General features: G+C 70.4%; 14 protein-coding genes and 1 riboswitch. Of the genes, 8 read left to right on the top strand and 6 right to left on the bottom strand.

Features of this window, described 5'->3' with window-relative positions; translation table 11 throughout:
* Nucleotides 1–20: 20 nt before the first annotated feature.
* Nucleotides 21–572 (bottom strand): FHA domain-containing protein, encoded by a 552-nt coding sequence (locus ACWD0F_RS28505; RefSeq protein ID WP_449880580.1) that lies wholly within the window; start codon nucleotides 570–572, stop codon nucleotides 21–23.
* A gap of 88 nt (nucleotides 573–660) precedes the next feature.
* On the opposite strand from ACWD0F_RS28505, the gene ACWD0F_RS28500 reads away from it, so the two are divergent.
* The 3 genes from ACWD0F_RS28500 (at nucleotide 661) to ACWD0F_RS28490 (ending at nucleotide 4,462) form a co-directional block, all read left to right on the top strand.
* Nucleotides 661–1,182 (top strand): PadR family transcriptional regulator, encoded by a 522-nt coding sequence (locus ACWD0F_RS28500; RefSeq protein WP_449880578.1) that lies wholly within the window; start codon nucleotides 661–663, stop codon nucleotides 1,180–1,182.
* Nucleotides 1,179–1,859 carry an ABC transporter ATP-binding protein gene (locus ACWD0F_RS28495; protein WP_449880576.1) on the top strand — a complete coding sequence of 227 codons (681 nt, stop codon included), beginning with the start codon at nucleotides 1,179–1,181 and terminating at the stop codon, nucleotides 1,857–1,859. Before ACWD0F_RS28500 ends, ACWD0F_RS28495 begins: the two co-directional genes overlap by 4 nt.
* A 68-nt stretch (nucleotides 1,860–1,927) precedes the next feature.
* Nucleotides 1,928–4,462 carry an FtsX-like permease family protein gene (locus tag ACWD0F_RS28490; RefSeq protein ID WP_449880574.1) on the top strand — a complete coding sequence of 845 codons (2,535 nt, stop codon included), beginning with the start codon at nucleotides 1,928–1,930 and terminating at the stop codon, nucleotides 4,460–4,462.
* Here ACWD0F_RS28490 and ACWD0F_RS28485 read toward each other — a convergent pair.
* Nucleotides 4,422–5,783: an MFS transporter gene (locus ACWD0F_RS28485; protein WP_449880573.1), complete on the bottom strand. Its 1,362-nt coding sequence runs from the start codon at nucleotides 5,781–5,783 to the stop codon at nucleotides 4,422–4,424. The two genes, ACWD0F_RS28490 and ACWD0F_RS28485, sit on opposite strands and share 41 nt — an antisense overlap.
* Nucleotides 5,784–5,877: 94 nt before the next feature.
* Entirely contained in the window at nucleotides 5,878–6,582 is a 705-nt protein-coding gene (locus ACWD0F_RS28480) for a hypothetical protein (protein WP_449880571.1), read from the bottom strand.
* 390 nt (nucleotides 6,583–6,972) lie between these two features.
* Here ACWD0F_RS28480 and serA point away from each other — a divergent pair, with 390 nt between their 5' ends.
* Nucleotides 6,973–8,562 carry a phosphoglycerate dehydrogenase gene (gene serA, locus ACWD0F_RS28475; RefSeq protein ID WP_449880569.1) on the top strand — a complete coding sequence of 530 codons (1,590 nt, stop codon included), beginning with the start codon at nucleotides 6,973–6,975 and terminating at the stop codon, nucleotides 8,560–8,562.
* Between the two features lie 540 nt (nucleotides 8,563–9,102).
* Here the strand turns inward: serA and ACWD0F_RS28470 are convergent.
* On the bottom strand, nucleotides 9,103–9,672 hold the full coding sequence (locus ACWD0F_RS28470; RefSeq protein ID WP_449880567.1) for a C40 family peptidase: 570 nt from the start codon (nucleotides 9,670–9,672) through the stop codon (nucleotides 9,103–9,105).
* 24 nt (nucleotides 9,673–9,696) lie between these two features.
* A riboswitch (cyclic di-AMP (ydaO/yuaA leader) is annotated at nucleotides 9,697–9,838 on the bottom strand.
* Between the two features lie 99 nt (nucleotides 9,839–9,937).
* On the opposite strand from ACWD0F_RS28470, the gene ACWD0F_RS28465 reads away from it, so the two are divergent.
* The 3 genes from ACWD0F_RS28465 to ACWD0F_RS28455 all read left to right on the top strand — a co-directional run bounded on the left by ACWD0F_RS28465 (nucleotide 9,938) and on the right by ACWD0F_RS28455 (nucleotide 12,753).
* On the top strand, nucleotides 9,938–10,984 hold the full coding sequence (locus tag ACWD0F_RS28465) for a 3-isopropylmalate dehydrogenase (RefSeq protein WP_449880565.1): 1,047 nt from the start codon (nucleotides 9,938–9,940) through the stop codon (nucleotides 10,982–10,984).
* A 222-nt stretch (nucleotides 10,985–11,206) separates the two neighbouring features.
* On the top strand, nucleotides 11,207–12,304 hold the full coding sequence (locus tag ACWD0F_RS28460) for a branched-chain amino acid aminotransferase (RefSeq protein WP_449880563.1): 1,098 nt from the start codon (nucleotides 11,207–11,209) through the stop codon (nucleotides 12,302–12,304).
* A gap of 65 nt (nucleotides 12,305–12,369) precedes the next feature.
* Entirely contained in the window at nucleotides 12,370–12,753 is a 384-nt protein-coding gene (locus ACWD0F_RS28455; protein WP_449880561.1) for a VOC family protein, read from the top strand.
* 17 nt (nucleotides 12,754–12,770) lie between these two features.
* On the opposite strand, the gene ACWD0F_RS28450 is transcribed toward ACWD0F_RS28455, so the two are convergent.
* Both ACWD0F_RS28450 and ACWD0F_RS28445 read right to left on the bottom strand, forming a co-directional pair.
* The gene (locus ACWD0F_RS28450) at nucleotides 12,771–13,322 is read right to left on the bottom strand and encodes a Uma2 family endonuclease (RefSeq protein WP_449880559.1); all 552 of its coding nucleotides are present in this window, start codon (nucleotides 13,320–13,322) and stop codon (nucleotides 12,771–12,773) included.
* Nucleotides 13,323–13,459: 137 nt separating this feature from the next.
* A complete protein-coding gene (locus tag ACWD0F_RS28445; protein WP_449880557.1) occupies nucleotides 13,460–14,005 on the bottom strand; it encodes a PadR family transcriptional regulator in 546 nt (181 codons plus the stop codon).
* A gap of 54 nt (nucleotides 14,006–14,059) precedes the next feature.
* On the opposite strand from ACWD0F_RS28445, the gene ACWD0F_RS28440 reads away from it, so the two are divergent.
* A complete protein-coding gene (locus ACWD0F_RS28440; RefSeq protein WP_449880555.1) occupies nucleotides 14,060–15,250 on the top strand; it encodes an MATE family efflux transporter in 1,191 nt (396 codons plus the stop codon).
* Nucleotides 15,251–15,253: the final 3 nt, after the last annotated feature.

Genomic DNA, 15,253 nt, shown 5'->3' with positions numbered 1-15,253 from the left:
GAGTGGGCGCGACCGAGGCGTCAGTGCGCCGGCTGGCCGGCCGTCAGCAGGAAGATGCAGTCGCCGAACGAGATCTCGTCGCCCGGCTTGACCCGCGCGGGCCCCACCAGCCGCCACCCGTTCAGCCGGGTGCCGTTGAGCGAGCCCAGATCGACCAGCATCCACCAGTCGCCGCCGTCACGCCGCAACTCGGCGTGCACCCGGGAGACCGTCAGGTCCGACAACACGAGGTCGCAGGCCGAGCCGCGGCCCACCACATAACGCAGCCGCTCGTCGTCGGGCAGCGCCAGCCGGGGCAGGCGCGGACGCCGCCACGCCGACTGCAGCCTGGTGGTGAACTCCGACACCGACGACACGGCGTCCGTCATCCGCTGCCGGAACGTCGCCCGTCGCGGCAGGTCGGCCACCAGTTCGTCGAGCTCGTGCTGACTACGGGCCCGCAGCGCCTGGTCCACCCGGCCCACGAACGTGTCATGGGAGATCCGGCCCTCCACGGCCCGATCTCTGAGCTCGTCGATCGCGCGGTCGCGCTCGCCGTCGGATGCGCGAAAAGGCGGATGCGTCGAGCTCATGTAGCGAGTATCGGCCTGAACCGCGTGCCGTGTCCAGAATACGCGTATCAGTTGCGAAGAACATACTGCGTATGCATACTCAGTATCCATGTCGATCAGACACGGGCTGCTCGCGCTGTTGAACGGCGGGGCACGCTACGGCTACCAGTTGCGGGTCGAGTTCGAGGCGTCGACCGGGGCGACCTGGCCGCTCAACATCGGCCAGGTCTACACGACGCTCTCCCGCCTCGAACGTGACGGCCTGGTCACGCCCGGCGGCGCCGACGACCAGGGCCGGTCGGTCTACCTGATCACCGAGGCCGGTCGCGAGGAGCTGGAGCGCTGGTTCGGCACCCCCGTCGCCCAGTCCGACCGGCCTCGGGACGAGCTGGCCATCAAGATCGCGATGGCCGTGTCCGGCGGCGTGGACGTGGCCGGGGTCATCCAGACGCAGCGCATGGCCACCATGCGCGCGCTGCAGGAGCTCACCAAGGCCAAGCGGGCCGCCACGGGCGGGCTCGCCCAGCGGCTCGTCCTCGACTCGATGATCTTCAAGGCCGAGGCGGAACAGCGCTGGCTGGACCACTGCGAGGCCGTGTCCAAGGACACTTCCAAGGAGAAGAAGGCATGACGGTGATGACGTTGCGGGACGTGACCCGCGAGCACGGGCAGGTGCACGCGCTCAGGGGCGTGAGCCTGGAGGTCGCGGCGGGGGAGCTGGTCGCGGTCATGGGCCCGTCCGGGTCGGGCAAGTCGACGCTGCTCAACCTGGCGGGCGGCCTCGACCGGCCCACCTCGGGCAGCGTGACGATCGAGGGCGCGGACCTGGCCGGCGTGCGGGACCTGGCCGCCCTCAGGCGCGGCAGCGTCGGGTACGTCTTCCAGGACCTCAACCTGATCCCGTCCCTGACGGCCGCCGAGAACGTGATGTTGCCCAGGGAGCTCGACGGCGTGCGGCCGGGGCGCGCCCGCGCGGAGGCGCTGACCGTGCTCGCCGAGATGGGAGCCGACGAGGTCGCCGACCGCTTCCCCGAGGAGTTGTCCGGCGGGCAGCGCCAGCGGGTGGCCATCGCCAGGGCGCTGACGGGCGAGCGCCGGCTGCTGCTGGCCGACGAGCCGACGGGCGCGCTCGACACGGCCACCGGCGACGAGATCCTGCGGTTATTGCGCACCCGCTGTGACGCCGGCGTGGCCGTGCTGCTCGTCACCCACGAGCCGCGCTACGCGGCCTGGGCCGACCGCGTCGTCTACCTGCGCGACGGCCTCCTCGCGGAGCAGGGCGCCGTGCGCCTGGAAAGCGCCCGATGAGCGCGTTCCGCCGGGCGGCCCGGAAGAGCCCGATGAGCGCGTTCCGCCGGGCGGCGCGGAGGAGCCCGATGAGCGCGTTCCGGGCCGCGCTGCGCATCTCCCGCAGGGACGCGCTGCGGTTCAAGGGCCGCACCGCGCTCATCATGGTCATGATCGGCCTGCCCGTGCTGGTCATCACGGCCGTGCTCACTCTGGTGGACACCACTGGCGTGACGGCGCGCGAGGAGCTGGCCTCCCAGCTCGGCCCGGTGGCCGACGCGCGGATCACGACCACTTACTACAGAGACCCCGTCGAGCAGGACCCCGCCGGCCGGTACCCCAACCGGAACCAGTCCGGCGACCGGCCGCCGACGTGGACCCCGGCTGAGGTCAATGCCCTGATCGCCGGCCGCCTGCTGCCGATCCAGGGCAGCAGGACGGAGGCGCTGCTGTCGGACGGCTACGACGAGGTGGAGGTGCTGGAGACAGACCTGCTCGACCCGCTGGCCGCCGGGATCAGGCCGCTGTCCGAGGGCCGGATCCCGGCCACGACCGACGAGGTGGCGGTCACGCCCGCGCTCCTCGGCCGGGGCGTCCGGCTCGGCGGCACGCTGAAGGTGACCCGGCAGGGCAAGCCGCTGCGCGTCGTGGGCGTCGTCGAGCATCCCAACCGGCCCGGCATCAGGGAACTGGTCGGCCGGCCGGGCGCGATGTTGCGGGACAGGGGCGACGGGTCGGGCGCCGCCTGGCTCATCGACACCTCCGCTCCGGTGCGCTGGGCGGACGTACGGCGGCTCAACAAGGCGGGTCTGCTGGTGGCCTCCCGCGCGGTGATCGAGAGCCCGCGCGGGGCCGAGATCGTCGCCCCCGACGACGGGCGCACGCTGCGCTGGACGGCCGTCGGCGTGATCCTGGTCGTCACCGAGACGGCCTTGCTGGCCGGGCCCGCGTTCGCCGTGGGACTGCGGCGGCGCAGAAGGGAGCTGGCCGTGATCGCCGCGCAGGGCGGCTCCGCCGGTCACCTGCGGATGATCGTGCTGGCCGACGGTCTCGTGCTCGGCGGCGCGGCGGCCCTGCTGGGCGTGGTGCTGGGCGCCGGCGCGGGCCTGCTGGCTGAGACGGTAACCGCCCGGATGCTGGACTGGACGAGCGGGCCGCCGGACGTGCCCTGGGCCCAGGCGCTCGGCGTCGCGGCGCTGGGCCTGGTCAGCGCGCTGGCGGCGGCCCTCGTGCCGGCCCTTCAGGCGGCCCGGCAGCATCCGGCCCAGGTGCTGGCCGGCCGGCCGGGGGACCTGCGCGGGCGCGCGGGCCGTCCCGTGCTCGGGCTGGTGCTGATCGTGCTCGGGCTGGGCGCGACGGCTCTCGCCGCGGCCCGCAGCGAGCTGGCGGTGGTGGTGGCCTCGACGGTGGTCGTGTTCGGGGTGATCGCGGTGACCCCGTGGCTGGTCCGCCGCACCGGGCGGCTCGCGGCCCGGCTCCCGCTGCCGATGCGCCTGTCGGTCCGCGACGGCGCCCGCCACACGGGCCGTACGGCCTCGGCGATGGCGGCGGTCATGGGGGCCACGATGGCGGCGGTCGCCCTCGGCATCACCTTCAACAGCTCCTTCGCCGTCCAGAACGTGCACCGCCTGCTCGATGCCCCCGACGGAAGCATGCAGATCCGCGGCCACTCGCTGGACGATCCGACCTGGGCCAAGATGCGGGCGGTCGCCGGGGAGCGGCTGCCGGGAGCGAGCCTGGTCGCCGGGGCGGAGGCGCGGGACAAGAGCGGGCGGAGCTTGAACGTGCTCGTCAATACCGGCATCCAGCCCTGTGATGACGCCTGCTCGTTCACCCGATCCTCTTTCTACGACCTGCCGGTCGGTGACGCCCGGCTGCTCGCCTTCCTCCAAGGGCGGCGGGACTCGCGGGCGGCCGCCGCGCTGGCCGCGGGCAAGGCCGTGGTGTTCGACCCCGGCCTGATCCGGAAGGGGGAGATCGCCGTCTCCTTCGAAGCCCTGGACGCGTCGAAGGCGCCCGCGGCGATCCGGGTGCCCGCCGTGCTGGCCACCTCGGCCGATTCGCGGCAGGGCGGCGGCGTGCTCCCGCCCTCCGCGCTGACCGGGGCCGGGCTCAAGACGGCCGAGCGGCGGCTGTACGCCATGCATCAGCCCGCCGACCCCGAGCGTTTCGAGCGCGACCTGCGGGCGGTGCACGGCAACGTCCACGTGGCCTTGACGCGCTCCGACGACGAGATCGTCTACCTGCTCGCGGCGGCCCTGGCCGGGGCGCTGATCCTCGTGCTCGGCGGCACGCTGGCGGCCACCGGGCTGGCCGCCGCCGACATGCGCGGCGACCTGGACACCCTGTCGGCGGTGGGCGGCCGGCCCCGCACCCGCAGACTCGTGGTGGCCTCTCAGGCCGGCTATATCGCCGGGCTCGGCGCGGTGCTCGGGCTCGCCGGAGGGATCGTGGCCGGCGTCGCCCTGACCTGGCGGACGGCGTCGAGGTACGGGCTGCCGGAGTATTTCTCCGTGCCGTGGGCCTTCGTCGCCGCCGTCGTGCTGGGCCTGCCGCTGCTGGCGGCCCTGCTGGCCGGGTTGTTCACGCGGGCACGTCCGAGGCTGGCGCGACGGGTGGCGTGAGCCGGTACCGCAGCGTGACGAGCACCGACGCGAGGATGATCACCGCCGGGATCGCGGTCTGCCCGATGAGGACCGCGGTCACGGCGCTGTCCGGCTGCTGGACCGGCGTGCTCGGCTCGGACTCGATGAAGCCGCCCAGCGACAGGATGATGCCGAAGATCAGCGCGCCGAACGAGCTGACCCCGCTCTCGATGGCCGTCCACAACCCGGTCAGCACGCCCGCCCGCCGCTTGCCCGTCCGCGCCGCGTCCATCGCGATCACGTCCGCGAGCATCGAGAACAGCAGGAGTTGCACCCCCGCGATCCCGACGCCGACCAGCAGAATCGCCGCGTGGGCGTAGAGCGGGCCGAAGAGCGGCGTGGCCGTGGCCGCCGCCGTGCCGCCGCCGAACAGCAGCGCGGCCAGGATCATCGCGCCCCGCTTGTCGAACCGCTTGGCCAGGCGCACCCATAACGGCATCGTCAGCACCATCGGCCCCACCAGGGCCGCGAACAACGTCTGCGTGGCACTGGGGGTGCCGATGGTGTAGGCCGCGAAATACGGCGCCGCGGCCAGCATCATGCTTATGGCGAGCATCTGCATGCAGGCCAGCGCCGTGATCCAGATGAACGCCGAATTGCCGCGGATCGCGGCGAACTGCTCGCGCCACCCGCCGTGGTCGGCCTCCGGCGCACCGGTCATGGGGGCGCGGGCGGTGCCGAAGAAGGAGCCGAGCATCGAGGCGAGCAGGATGACCGCGATCGTGGCCGCCATGAGCCGGTAGCTGCCCAGCGTGCCGTCATCGCCCTGGCTGTTGACGATGGCCGGCGCGAGCACGCCGCTGATCGCGGTCGCCGCGCCAATGAAGATCATCCGCCACTGCAGGAGCGAGGTCCGCTCGTGGTAGTCGTCGGTCATCTCGGCGGGCATCGCCTTGTACGGCACCTCGAAAAGCGCGTACGCCGTCGCCGTCGCCATGAAGCACACCCCGACGTACAACGCCGCGGGCACTCCCGTCAGCGGCGGCCCGGCGAAGACCAGGAAGAACGCGATCGGCAGCGTGCAGGCCCCCGCCAGCAGCCACGGCCGCCGGGGGCCCAGGCGCGATCTGGTCCGGTCCGACCAGCGGCCGATCAGCGGGTTGACGACCAGGTCCCAGACCTTGGGCGCGGTCACGACCACCCCGGCCAGCCACGCGGGCACGGCCATGAAGTTGGTCATGTAGTAGAGCAGCAGCAGGCCGGGCACGGCGTTGACCGTGGCCGTGCAGAACGACCCCACGCCGTAGCCCAGGCGGACGCTCCTGGGGACCGTGGACGCGGGCGCCGCCGGTGTGATCATGCCCCTCATTGAAGCCGAGCGAGGGCTTGTTCGGTAGGGCCCAGTTCGGCCGGCCGGAACCCGGGTCGCCCTGGGCTCCGGCCGTACCGGTGGGTCAGTCCGACACGTCGGCGCACACCACGTGCGCGCCGATCTCGATCATCCGGCGTTCGCTGCGCGCGTCCGCCACCCTGGCCATGAGGATCGGCGCCCCTGAGGCCGCGAACTGCGGCAGCCGGGCGCGCACCAGGCGGTGCAGGTCGCGCACGACGTCCTCGGCGGCCGACATGTGCACCTTGACGTGCAGCATGATCCCCGGGGCCCCGGACGCCGTGTTGGCCTCCGAGATCCACACGTGGTGCACCAGCGGGAAGTCCATCAGCAGGTAGGCGATCGCCTGCCGCAGCCCGGGCAGGATCGGATGCGTACATCGCCGGTATCCCGGGTCCACCTGCTGCATGGGCCCCGACAGGTGCGGCCGGGGCGCGGGCACCCACGGCAGCGCCGGGGCGTCCGGACTCGGCGGCGCCACCTGGGCCAGCGCGGCACCGCGCGACACGGTCGCCATCGCCCCTGTCGCGTAGGCGGCCGGAACCGCCCCGGACAGCACAGGCGTCGGCCCCGTGCGCGTACTGGTGAGGAAGCGCTGGAGATCCTCGATCGGCACGGCCGCGGCGGCTGGTCCGGCCGCGTCGATCACGATCTCCCGCACGCCGGTGACGCGCTGGATGTCCAGGATGGTGTCGGCGTCGCACGCTGACAGGGAATGGCTGCCGCGGTGTCTGGCATAGGTAGCAGGACCGGTGTAACCGAGGAGCACTCGGTCACCGGCTTGGGTTGTCCCTAGGACAACCGAACGATCTGGTCGCACTGCCACCAGGACTCCACCGTCGGCGAGTGCGCTCAGCAGGCGGTGTGGGGTGCCATGCTGGGCGAGCACGTCGGCAAGCGCAGGATTCCCGATGCTCATAGGACGAACCATAGGTAGTCGGCCACGGCTTATCAGGCTAATGGCGAATAAATCTCCCGATCAAGACAAAGATGGGTGTGACGTGGATGAGTTTTCGGTCACCGGGTAGGCCGGAGCTCGTCTCACATGGTGGGTCTCTCGTGAACGCGTTCACAAGCGGCGGCTAGACTCAGTGGGACCGCCGGGGGATCCGTGGAGGTGTCCCCCGAAGACCCGCCGTCCCGCTAAGGATCCACACCCGTGAACAAGCCCGTCGTTCTGGTCGCAGAAGAGCTGTCCGAGGCTGGCCTCGCCGTGCTCGGCGCTGATTTCGAGGTCCGCCACACCGACGGCGCCGACCGTTCCCAGCTCCTGCCCGCCCTCGCGGACGTGGACGCGCTGATCGTCCGCTCCGCCACGCAGGTCGACGCCGAGGCCATCGCCGCGGCGCCCAAGCTGCGGGTGGTGGCCCGCGCCGGCGTCGGCCTCGACAACGTCGACGTCGAGGCGGCCACCAAGGCCGGTGTCATGGTCGTCAACGCCCCGACCTCCAACATCACCAGCGCCGCCGAGCAGACCATCGCCCTCATCCTGGCCAGCGCGCGCAACACCGCCCAGGCGCACGCCGCGCTGAAGAACGGGGAGTGGAAGCGCTCCAAGTACACCGGTGTCGAGCTCGACGAGAAGGTCGTCGGCATCCTCGGCCTGGGCAAGATCGGCCAGCTCGTGGCCCAGCGGCTGCAGCCGTTCGGCGTCGAGCTGATCGCCTACGACCCCTACCTGCCGCCGGCCCGCGCCGCGCAGATGGGCGTCAAGCTGCTCAGCCTCGAAGAGGTGCTCAAGCAGGCCGACTTCATCACCGTCCACCTGCCCAAGTCCAAGGAGACACTCGGGCTCATCGGGGACCGGGAGCTGCACCAGGTCAAGCCGTCCGTGCGCATCGTCAACGTGGCGCGCGGCGGCATCGTGGACGAGGGCGCGCTCTACTCGGCGATCAAGGAAGGTCGTGTCGCGGGCGCCGGGCTCGACGTCTTCTCCAAGGAGCCGTGCACCGACAGCCCGCTGTTCGAGCTCGACCAGGTCGTCGCCACCCCGCACCTGGGCGCCTCCACGCACGAGGCCCAGGAGAAGGCCGGCACCCAGGTCGCGCGGAGCGTGAAGCTGGCGCTGGCGGGCGAGTTCGTGCCGGACGCCGTCAACGTCCAGGGCGGCGCGGTCGCCGAGGACGTCAAGCCGGGCCTGCCGCTGGCCGAGAAGCTGGGCCGGGTCTTCACCGCGCTGGCCGGCGAGGTCGCCACCAAGCTCGACATCGAGGTACGCGGCGAGATCGCCGCGCAGGACGTGCGGGTGCTCGAGCTGGCCGCGCTCAAGGGCGTGTTCGCCGACGTGATCGAGGAGCAGGTCACCTACGTCAACGCGCCGCTGCTCGCCAAGGACCGCGGCCTCAGCGTCGAGCTGGTGACCAGCTCGGAGAGCCCTGACTGGCGCAACGTGGTGACCGTGCGCGGCGTGCTCGCCGACGGCCGCCAGGTCTCGGTCTCCGGCACCCTGTCCGGGCCCCGCCAGATCACGAAGATCGTCGAGGTCAACGGCTACGAGATGGAGATCGAGCCGACGGCTCACCTGTGCTTCCTGACCTACGCCGACCGTCCCGGCATCGTCGGCGTGGTCGGCCGCCTCCTCGGCGAGCACGGCATCAACATCGCCTCGATGCAGGTGGCCCGTGACGTCAAGGGCGGCAAGGCGCTCATCGCGCTGACGGTCGACTCCGCGATCCCGGCCGACGTGGTCGAGCAGATCGTGGCCGAGATCGGCGCCGACAGCGGCCGTTCGGTGGACCTGGAGGACTGACCTCCCCCAGTCGCGCAGGCCGCCGTCCCCACCGGGGACGGCGGCCTTTTTCGTCTCACCATGCGAGATAGTAGGACGTCCAACGAGATGGCTGGGGTATCGTTGACGGAAATGCGCCAGGTTCTCGTACTTATTACCTGCCGCGGCGGGGCCTGTTAGGGCAGGTCGACGACCCGCCGCGGTGTGCGGCGTCGCGTCGGCCGTCAAGTCCCTTTCGTTCGGTCCGTGACCCGGACCACGAGATCAGGCCCGGTCGGGTTCGCGACCGGGATCCGACGTCCTTTGGAACGCGCCCGCGAAAAGAGATGACTCACATGTACGAGATGTATGCCTGGAACCGTGCCGAGGAGCACGAGGACGAGGCCGTCGAGGCCGTGCAGATCGCGCTGGACCGCAGGGACAACGGCGGCGCCCCCCAGGACTCCGGCCGATAGGACGCGGTCCCGGAATTCCGCCGGCGGAACGAGCCGAGCTCTGTCCACCCGGCGGAATGAGCCGGCCGCCGGGCAGCCCCGCCGTCGCGGGGCCACCCGGCGCTGGTCAGAGGGTCGCGGTCAGCATCGAGGGCGCCGGAGTGCGGCGCTGCTCGGCCCACTGTCGTACGCCCTTGGGGTCGGGGCGGACCGCGCCGACGAAGGCGGTCCTGCGCCAGGCCGACAGCCGCTCCTCCTTCACCACGTCACCGGTGTGCGGCGCGTGGACCATGAAACCGGGCTTGGAGATCATGCCCACGTGCCCGAGGCCGCTGAAGAAGACCAGGTCACCTGGCTTTAGATCGTTCCAGGTGATCTTCTTGTCGAAGGCGCCGTACTGCTCCGCGGCGGTGCGGGGCAGCTCGATCCCCGCCTTCTCATAGGCCCGGAGCATGAGCCCCGAGCAGTCGTAACCCCGTTTGCTGGTTCCGCCCCAGACGTACGGCACGCCTTGCTTGTCCATGGCGAAGTCGAGGGCGGTCTTCCAGGCGGGCTTGTCGCGTGCCTGCTGGATACGTTTGACCTGGGGGCCGGTCAGGGTCGTCGTTTCGGAGCCGTCTTTGGGGGCGGCCTTGGGGGCGGCTGCTGCCTGGGCGGGGCCGGCCAGGGCGAAGAGCCCGGCGGTGCCCGCCACCACGAGAATGGCGATGCGAGACAGTGAACTGTCCTTCCATGTGGCCGACCGGGTTAGCTGACGGGCTCGGGCCTGGAAGTAGCCCTACGGCGGGTGCCGATTCGCCCCTGGGGGGAAAGTGGGTCCCCGGCTCCACACAGCGGCTGTGTGGATTAGGCGTCTCGGACTCTAACGAAACGGTCAAAAAGGCGCAATACCTAACAAATCGGACGTCCAAAAAATGAGACGGTGTGCCCGTCAGTCGAGACGAGCCGGTAAGGTACGGCCCATGGAGTCGCGTAACATCCGCCTGGCCGTCATCCCTGGTGACGGCATCGGCACCGAGGTCGTAGCCGAAGGACTCAAGGTCCTGGAAGCCGTGGGCACGAAGATCGAGCCCACCCACTACGACCTGGGAGCCGCGCGCTATCACCGCACCGGCGAGACGCTCCCCGACGCGGTGCTCGACGAGTTGCGCGGCTACGACGCGATCCTGCTCGGCGCCGTGGGCGACCCCAGCGTGCCGCCGGGCATCCTGGAGCGCGACCTGCTCCTGCGGCTCCGGTTCGCGTTCGACCACTACGTCAACCTGCGCCCGGTCAAGCTGTTCCCCGGGGTGGAGACGCGGCTGGCCGACACCCCGGCCGAGAACATCGACATGATCGTCGTCCGTGAGGGCACCGAGGGCCTCTACGCGGGCACCGGCGGCGTCATGCGGCGCGGCACGCCGCACGAGATCGCCACTCAGGAGTCGCTCAACACCGCCTACGGCGTCGAGCGCGTGGTGCGTTACGCGTTCCAGAAGGCCCAGTCGCGGCCCCGCAAGAAGCTCACGCTCGTCCACAAGACCAACGTGCTCACCTACGCGGGCGACCTGTGGCAGCGCACGGTCAACCGGGTGGCCGAGGAGTTCCCCGAGGTCACGACCGACTACAGCCACATCGACGCGGCCACGATGTTCTTCGTGAGCCAGCCGGAGCGGTTCGACGTGATCGTCACCGACAACCTGTTCGGCGACATCATCACCGACCTCGGCGCGGCCATCGCCGGTGGCATCGGCCTGGCGGCCAGCGGCAACATCAACCCCGAGGGCACCGCGCCGAGCATGTTCGAGCCGGTGCACGGCAGCGCCCCCGACATCGCCGGGCAGGGCAAGGCCGACCCGACCGCCACCATCCTGTCGGTCGCCATGCTCCTTTCGCACCTGGGCCTGCACACCGAGGCGGCCAGGGTCGAGCAGGCGGTCGCCGACGACATCGTGGACCGGCTGGCCGGTTGGGCCGGTCGCAGCACCAGCGAGATCGGCAACGACATCACCGCGCGAGTATCCGGCTAGGACCGCCTAGCCCCCCACAGCGCCTGGCGGTCCGATGAGGACTGCCGGGCGCTTTTTCGCGTCCGCAGGTTCCAACCACCCCATCGGCCGCTTGTCATCCCATATAGCGAGACAATAGGAAGTACGAGCTGCCCTCCGCGAGGATGCTGTCCGGCATCGAAAACCGGAGAACTGGTAGTTTCGCTAGATTTCGCAGTAGTCGCAGAGAGAAGGACCGACGTCATGACCATCGCTCAGAAGCTCAGCTTCGACGTGCAGCTATCCGACCACGCTCGCACCGCGGCCGAGCGGGAGCAGGTACTGGCGAACCCGGGATTCGGGCAGACCTTCACCGACCACATGATCTCGGTCGACTACACGGAGGGCGAGGGCTGGCACGACGCCAGGCTTCTCCCGTACGGCCCGCTCTCGCTTGATCCGGCCACCTCGGTCTTCCACTACGCGCAGGAGCTGTTCGAGGGCCTCAAGGCCTATCGGCAGACCACCGGCTCGATCGTGACGTTCCGGCCCTACGCCAACGCCGCCCGCTTCAACCGCTCGGCCCTCCGCATGGCCATGCCCGAGCTGCCCGAGGAGACCTTCGTCGACTCGCTCGAACTGCTGGTGGAGACCGACCAGGCGTGGGTGCCCACGGCCGAGGGCCACAGCCTCTACCTGCGCCCGTTCATGATCGCCACCCAGGCCGGGCTCGGGGTCAACTATCCCTCCAAGTCCTACAAGTATCTGGTCATCGCCTCCCCGGCGGGCTCCTACTTCACGGGGGGCATCAAGCCCGTCTCGGTCTGGTTGTCCACGGAGTACACGCGCGCCGCCCCCGGCGGCACCGGCTTCGCCAAGTGCGGCGGCAACTACGCGGCCGCCTTCGTGGCGCAGCGGCAGGCCGTGGCGAACGGCTGCGACCAGGTGGTGTGGCTGGACGCCGGCGAGCACAAGTACGTCGAGGAGATGGGCGGCATGAACCTCTTCTTCGTCTTCGGCAACAAGCTCGTCACCCCGTCCCTGACCGGCACCCTGCTGCCCGGCATCACCAGGGAGTCGATCCTGGAGCTGGCCGGCGACCTCGGCCTGGAGACCGAGGAGCGCCTCGTCTCGGTCGAGGAGTGGCAGGAAGGCTGCGCGTCGGGCGAGCTCACCGAGGTGTTCGCCTGCGGCACGGCGGCCGTGGTCACGCCGGTCGGCGTGGTCAAGGGCGCCACCACCTCCTGGACCATCGCCGACGGCACCCCGGGCCCGGTGACCATGCGGGTGCGCGAGGAGCTCGTGGGCATCCAGTACGGCGTCCGCCCCGACCCCCGCAACTGGATCCACAAGATCGTTTGATGCCATGTCCGGAAACGGGCGGCCTGTAGCGCGACATGCTCCGGTGTCGTGTTTTCATGGGACCCATGATTGACGAGGACAGGGCTCCCGCCCGTTTCAAGGACATCGCGCTCGACGCCCTGGACCACCAGGCTCTGGCCGACTGGTGGTGCACGGCGCTGGGTTATGCGCGGAAGGCGCCACGTGACGGCTCGGACCGGCCACTTGAGTGGCCGGTCCCCATCGCCGATCCCTCCGGGGCCGGCCCGTTGATCTGGCTCAATCCGGTGCCCGAGGTCAAGTCGGGCAAGAACCGTATGCATCTCGACGTGTGGGGTGACCCCGATCAGCTCGTGGCGCTGGGCGCGACCGTGATCCGCAAGCGTGATCACGAGATCGACTGGCACGTTCTGGCCGACCCCGAGGGTAATGAATTCTGCGTGTTCACTCCCGAGGACGCCGCCGGCTGAGAGTGCGGCTTCTCCGGCTACGTCTCGGCATTCAGCAGTTTCCCGGTGTCGACGGTGAATTGCCACGGCCATGGCAGGCGCAGCGGCTCACCCACCGGCACCGCCGTTTCCCGGCCATATCCCCGCCCGCCCGGCTCGCTGAAGAGTGTCAGCTCCCGCCGAAATGGATCGATGACCAGATAAAGCGGCACTCCGGCCGGCGCGTAGTCACGGGGCTTGACGAAATAGGCGTCGTAGACACTGCTCGCCGAAACGACGTCGACGAGCAGCAGCGTCGAGTCCCCGTGGATCGCGTGGTCCTCCTCCATGCGCGGGGACTCGGGCACCACGGCCAGGTCGGGAACGTAACGGTCGGCATGTTCGCCCAGGTGGACGGTGATGTTGGGCCAGAGCTCCCAGCTCCGCCCGGCCGCCGGCGCGGCGATCTGGAAGAGCAATCTGGACAGGATCGTGTTGTGCTGCCAGGTGCCCGACTCGTTGACCAGGAGGCGGCCTCTACGCGTTTCCACCCGGAATTCCGGAAACAAATCACGGACCGTGCGGAAACGCTCTTCGAGTGGCCTGACCATGCGCCGTCCTTGTGCCGTGGGGGGAGTCACTCAGCGTAATGCCGGGCGCTCGTCACGCTGTTCACTCAGACCAGATGGCTATCTCTGGTTTGCTGCCGGAATAACTCGGGACAGCCGGCCGGGCTAAAAGGCAGACACTATTGCGGCGCGTCGAGCTCCTCGATGCGCCCGCGGAGCCACTCCTTCTCCGCCTGGCTCGACGCGCGGGCGATCACCAGCATGCCACGCCGGTAGGGGTCGGGCTCGTCCTTGATCCGGACCGGCCGGCCGCCCTCGGAGAAGAAGCTCGCGGGCGCCTCCAGGAAAGCCAGCCTGCGGCCGAGCACCTTCGCCTGGTCGGCGGGGTCGGGCAGCGCCGACAGGAACGTCAGCAGGGCGAAGAACCGGGTCTGGTCGCTGATGTCCAGGTCCGCGGGCTCACGAAGCCGCCGGAGCAGCTCAGCGCGGCCGGGGCCGGTGAGCGTCAGCACCTGACGGCGCGCGGCGGCCGTGCCCGCCTCCTCGTGCCGCTCCACCAGGCCCTTGGTCTCCAGCCTGAGGATGGCCGGGTAGAGCGCGCCGTCGCTGATCGGGCGCAGGTGGCCGGTGAGCGCGGTGAGACGCGTCTTGAGCTCGTAGCCGTGCATGGGCCGCTCGTTCAGGAATCCCAGGATGGTGAGACTCAGGTCACCGCCGCTTGCCATGGTATGCATCGTAACGCTATACCTCTAAACGATATACATCGAAACGAGGTATAGATGATCCGGCTGGCCCTGCCCATCTACGTGGAACTGCTCACCGCCGTGGTCGCGGTCGGCGTGATCGACCTGCTCTGGGTGTCGGGGCTCGGTGTGTCCGCCATGGCCGCCGTCACCGTGGGCACCACGGCCGAATACCTGGCCTACGGCCTGTTCCTGGCGGTGCCGACGGGGATCACCGTGCTGGTCGGGCGGCGCGACGGCACCGCGCCCCTGGCTCCGGTGATCAGGACGGGCTGGCTGTTGTGGGCCGTGTTCTCGGTCGCCATCGTGGTCCCCGGCGTGCTGCTGCGCGAGCCGCTGGCCGCGCTGTTCACCGACGATCCGGCGCTGACCGCGGACTTCTTCCTGATCTCGCTCGGCGGGCTGCCGGTCTACTTCGCGCAGACGGTCGTGGACGGCATACTCAAGGGCCGGGGCGACACCAAGCGCCCCATGCGGCACGCGCTGATCTGCAACGTCGCGGTGATCGCCCTGGATCCGCTCTTCATCTACGGCTTCGACCTGGGCGTCCAGGGGGCCGCGCTGGCGACCGTGCTGGCCCGCGCCATCACGCTGGCGATCGCGCTCATCTCCGTCGTACGGCTCCGCTCACCCGGCGACGGCCTCGTCACCGGCGAGGTGATCCGCACCGGGCTCCCCATGTCCGGCGACTTCCTGGCCCGCGCCCTGGTGGGCATGGCGCTGGTGGAGATCGTCGCCGGATTCGGCACCGCCGAGGTGGCCGGCTACGGGATCGGGCAGAAGATCATGCTCGCCGGAGTCATGATCTTCTACGCGCTGCGCCAGGCCACGATGATCCGCACCGCGCGCTCCGAGCCCGTCGCGTCGCCCCTCTGGCTCGGGCTCGGCACGGGCGCGGTGGTGGCGGCCGTGTTGTACGTGACCGCGCCGCCGCTCACCGCTCTGTTCACCGCCGAGCCCGAGGCCGCCGTGGGGTTCCTGCGCTGGATGGCGCTCTACCTGGTGCCGTTCGGCGGGCTGATCGCCGCGGGCGGGGTGCTGCAGGCAAGCGGAAGGGGCAGCCGCCTGCTGGCCGCCACGCTGGCGGGCTTCGCGGTGCAGCTGCCCCTCGCCTATCTGCTGAGCGCGTGGCTCGGCGTCACCGGGGTGTGGTTGTCGATGGCCGCCGGAGCCACCATCAGCCTGGCCGGGGTCATGGCATCGGCCCGGCGGGTGGTCGGCGGTTGACAT

It is taken from the genome of Nonomuraea sp. NPDC002799 (assembly GCF_053592075.1).
The sequence above is the reverse complement of the archived record's forward strand: the minus strand, read 5'-3'. Positions and strand labels throughout refer to the sequence as shown.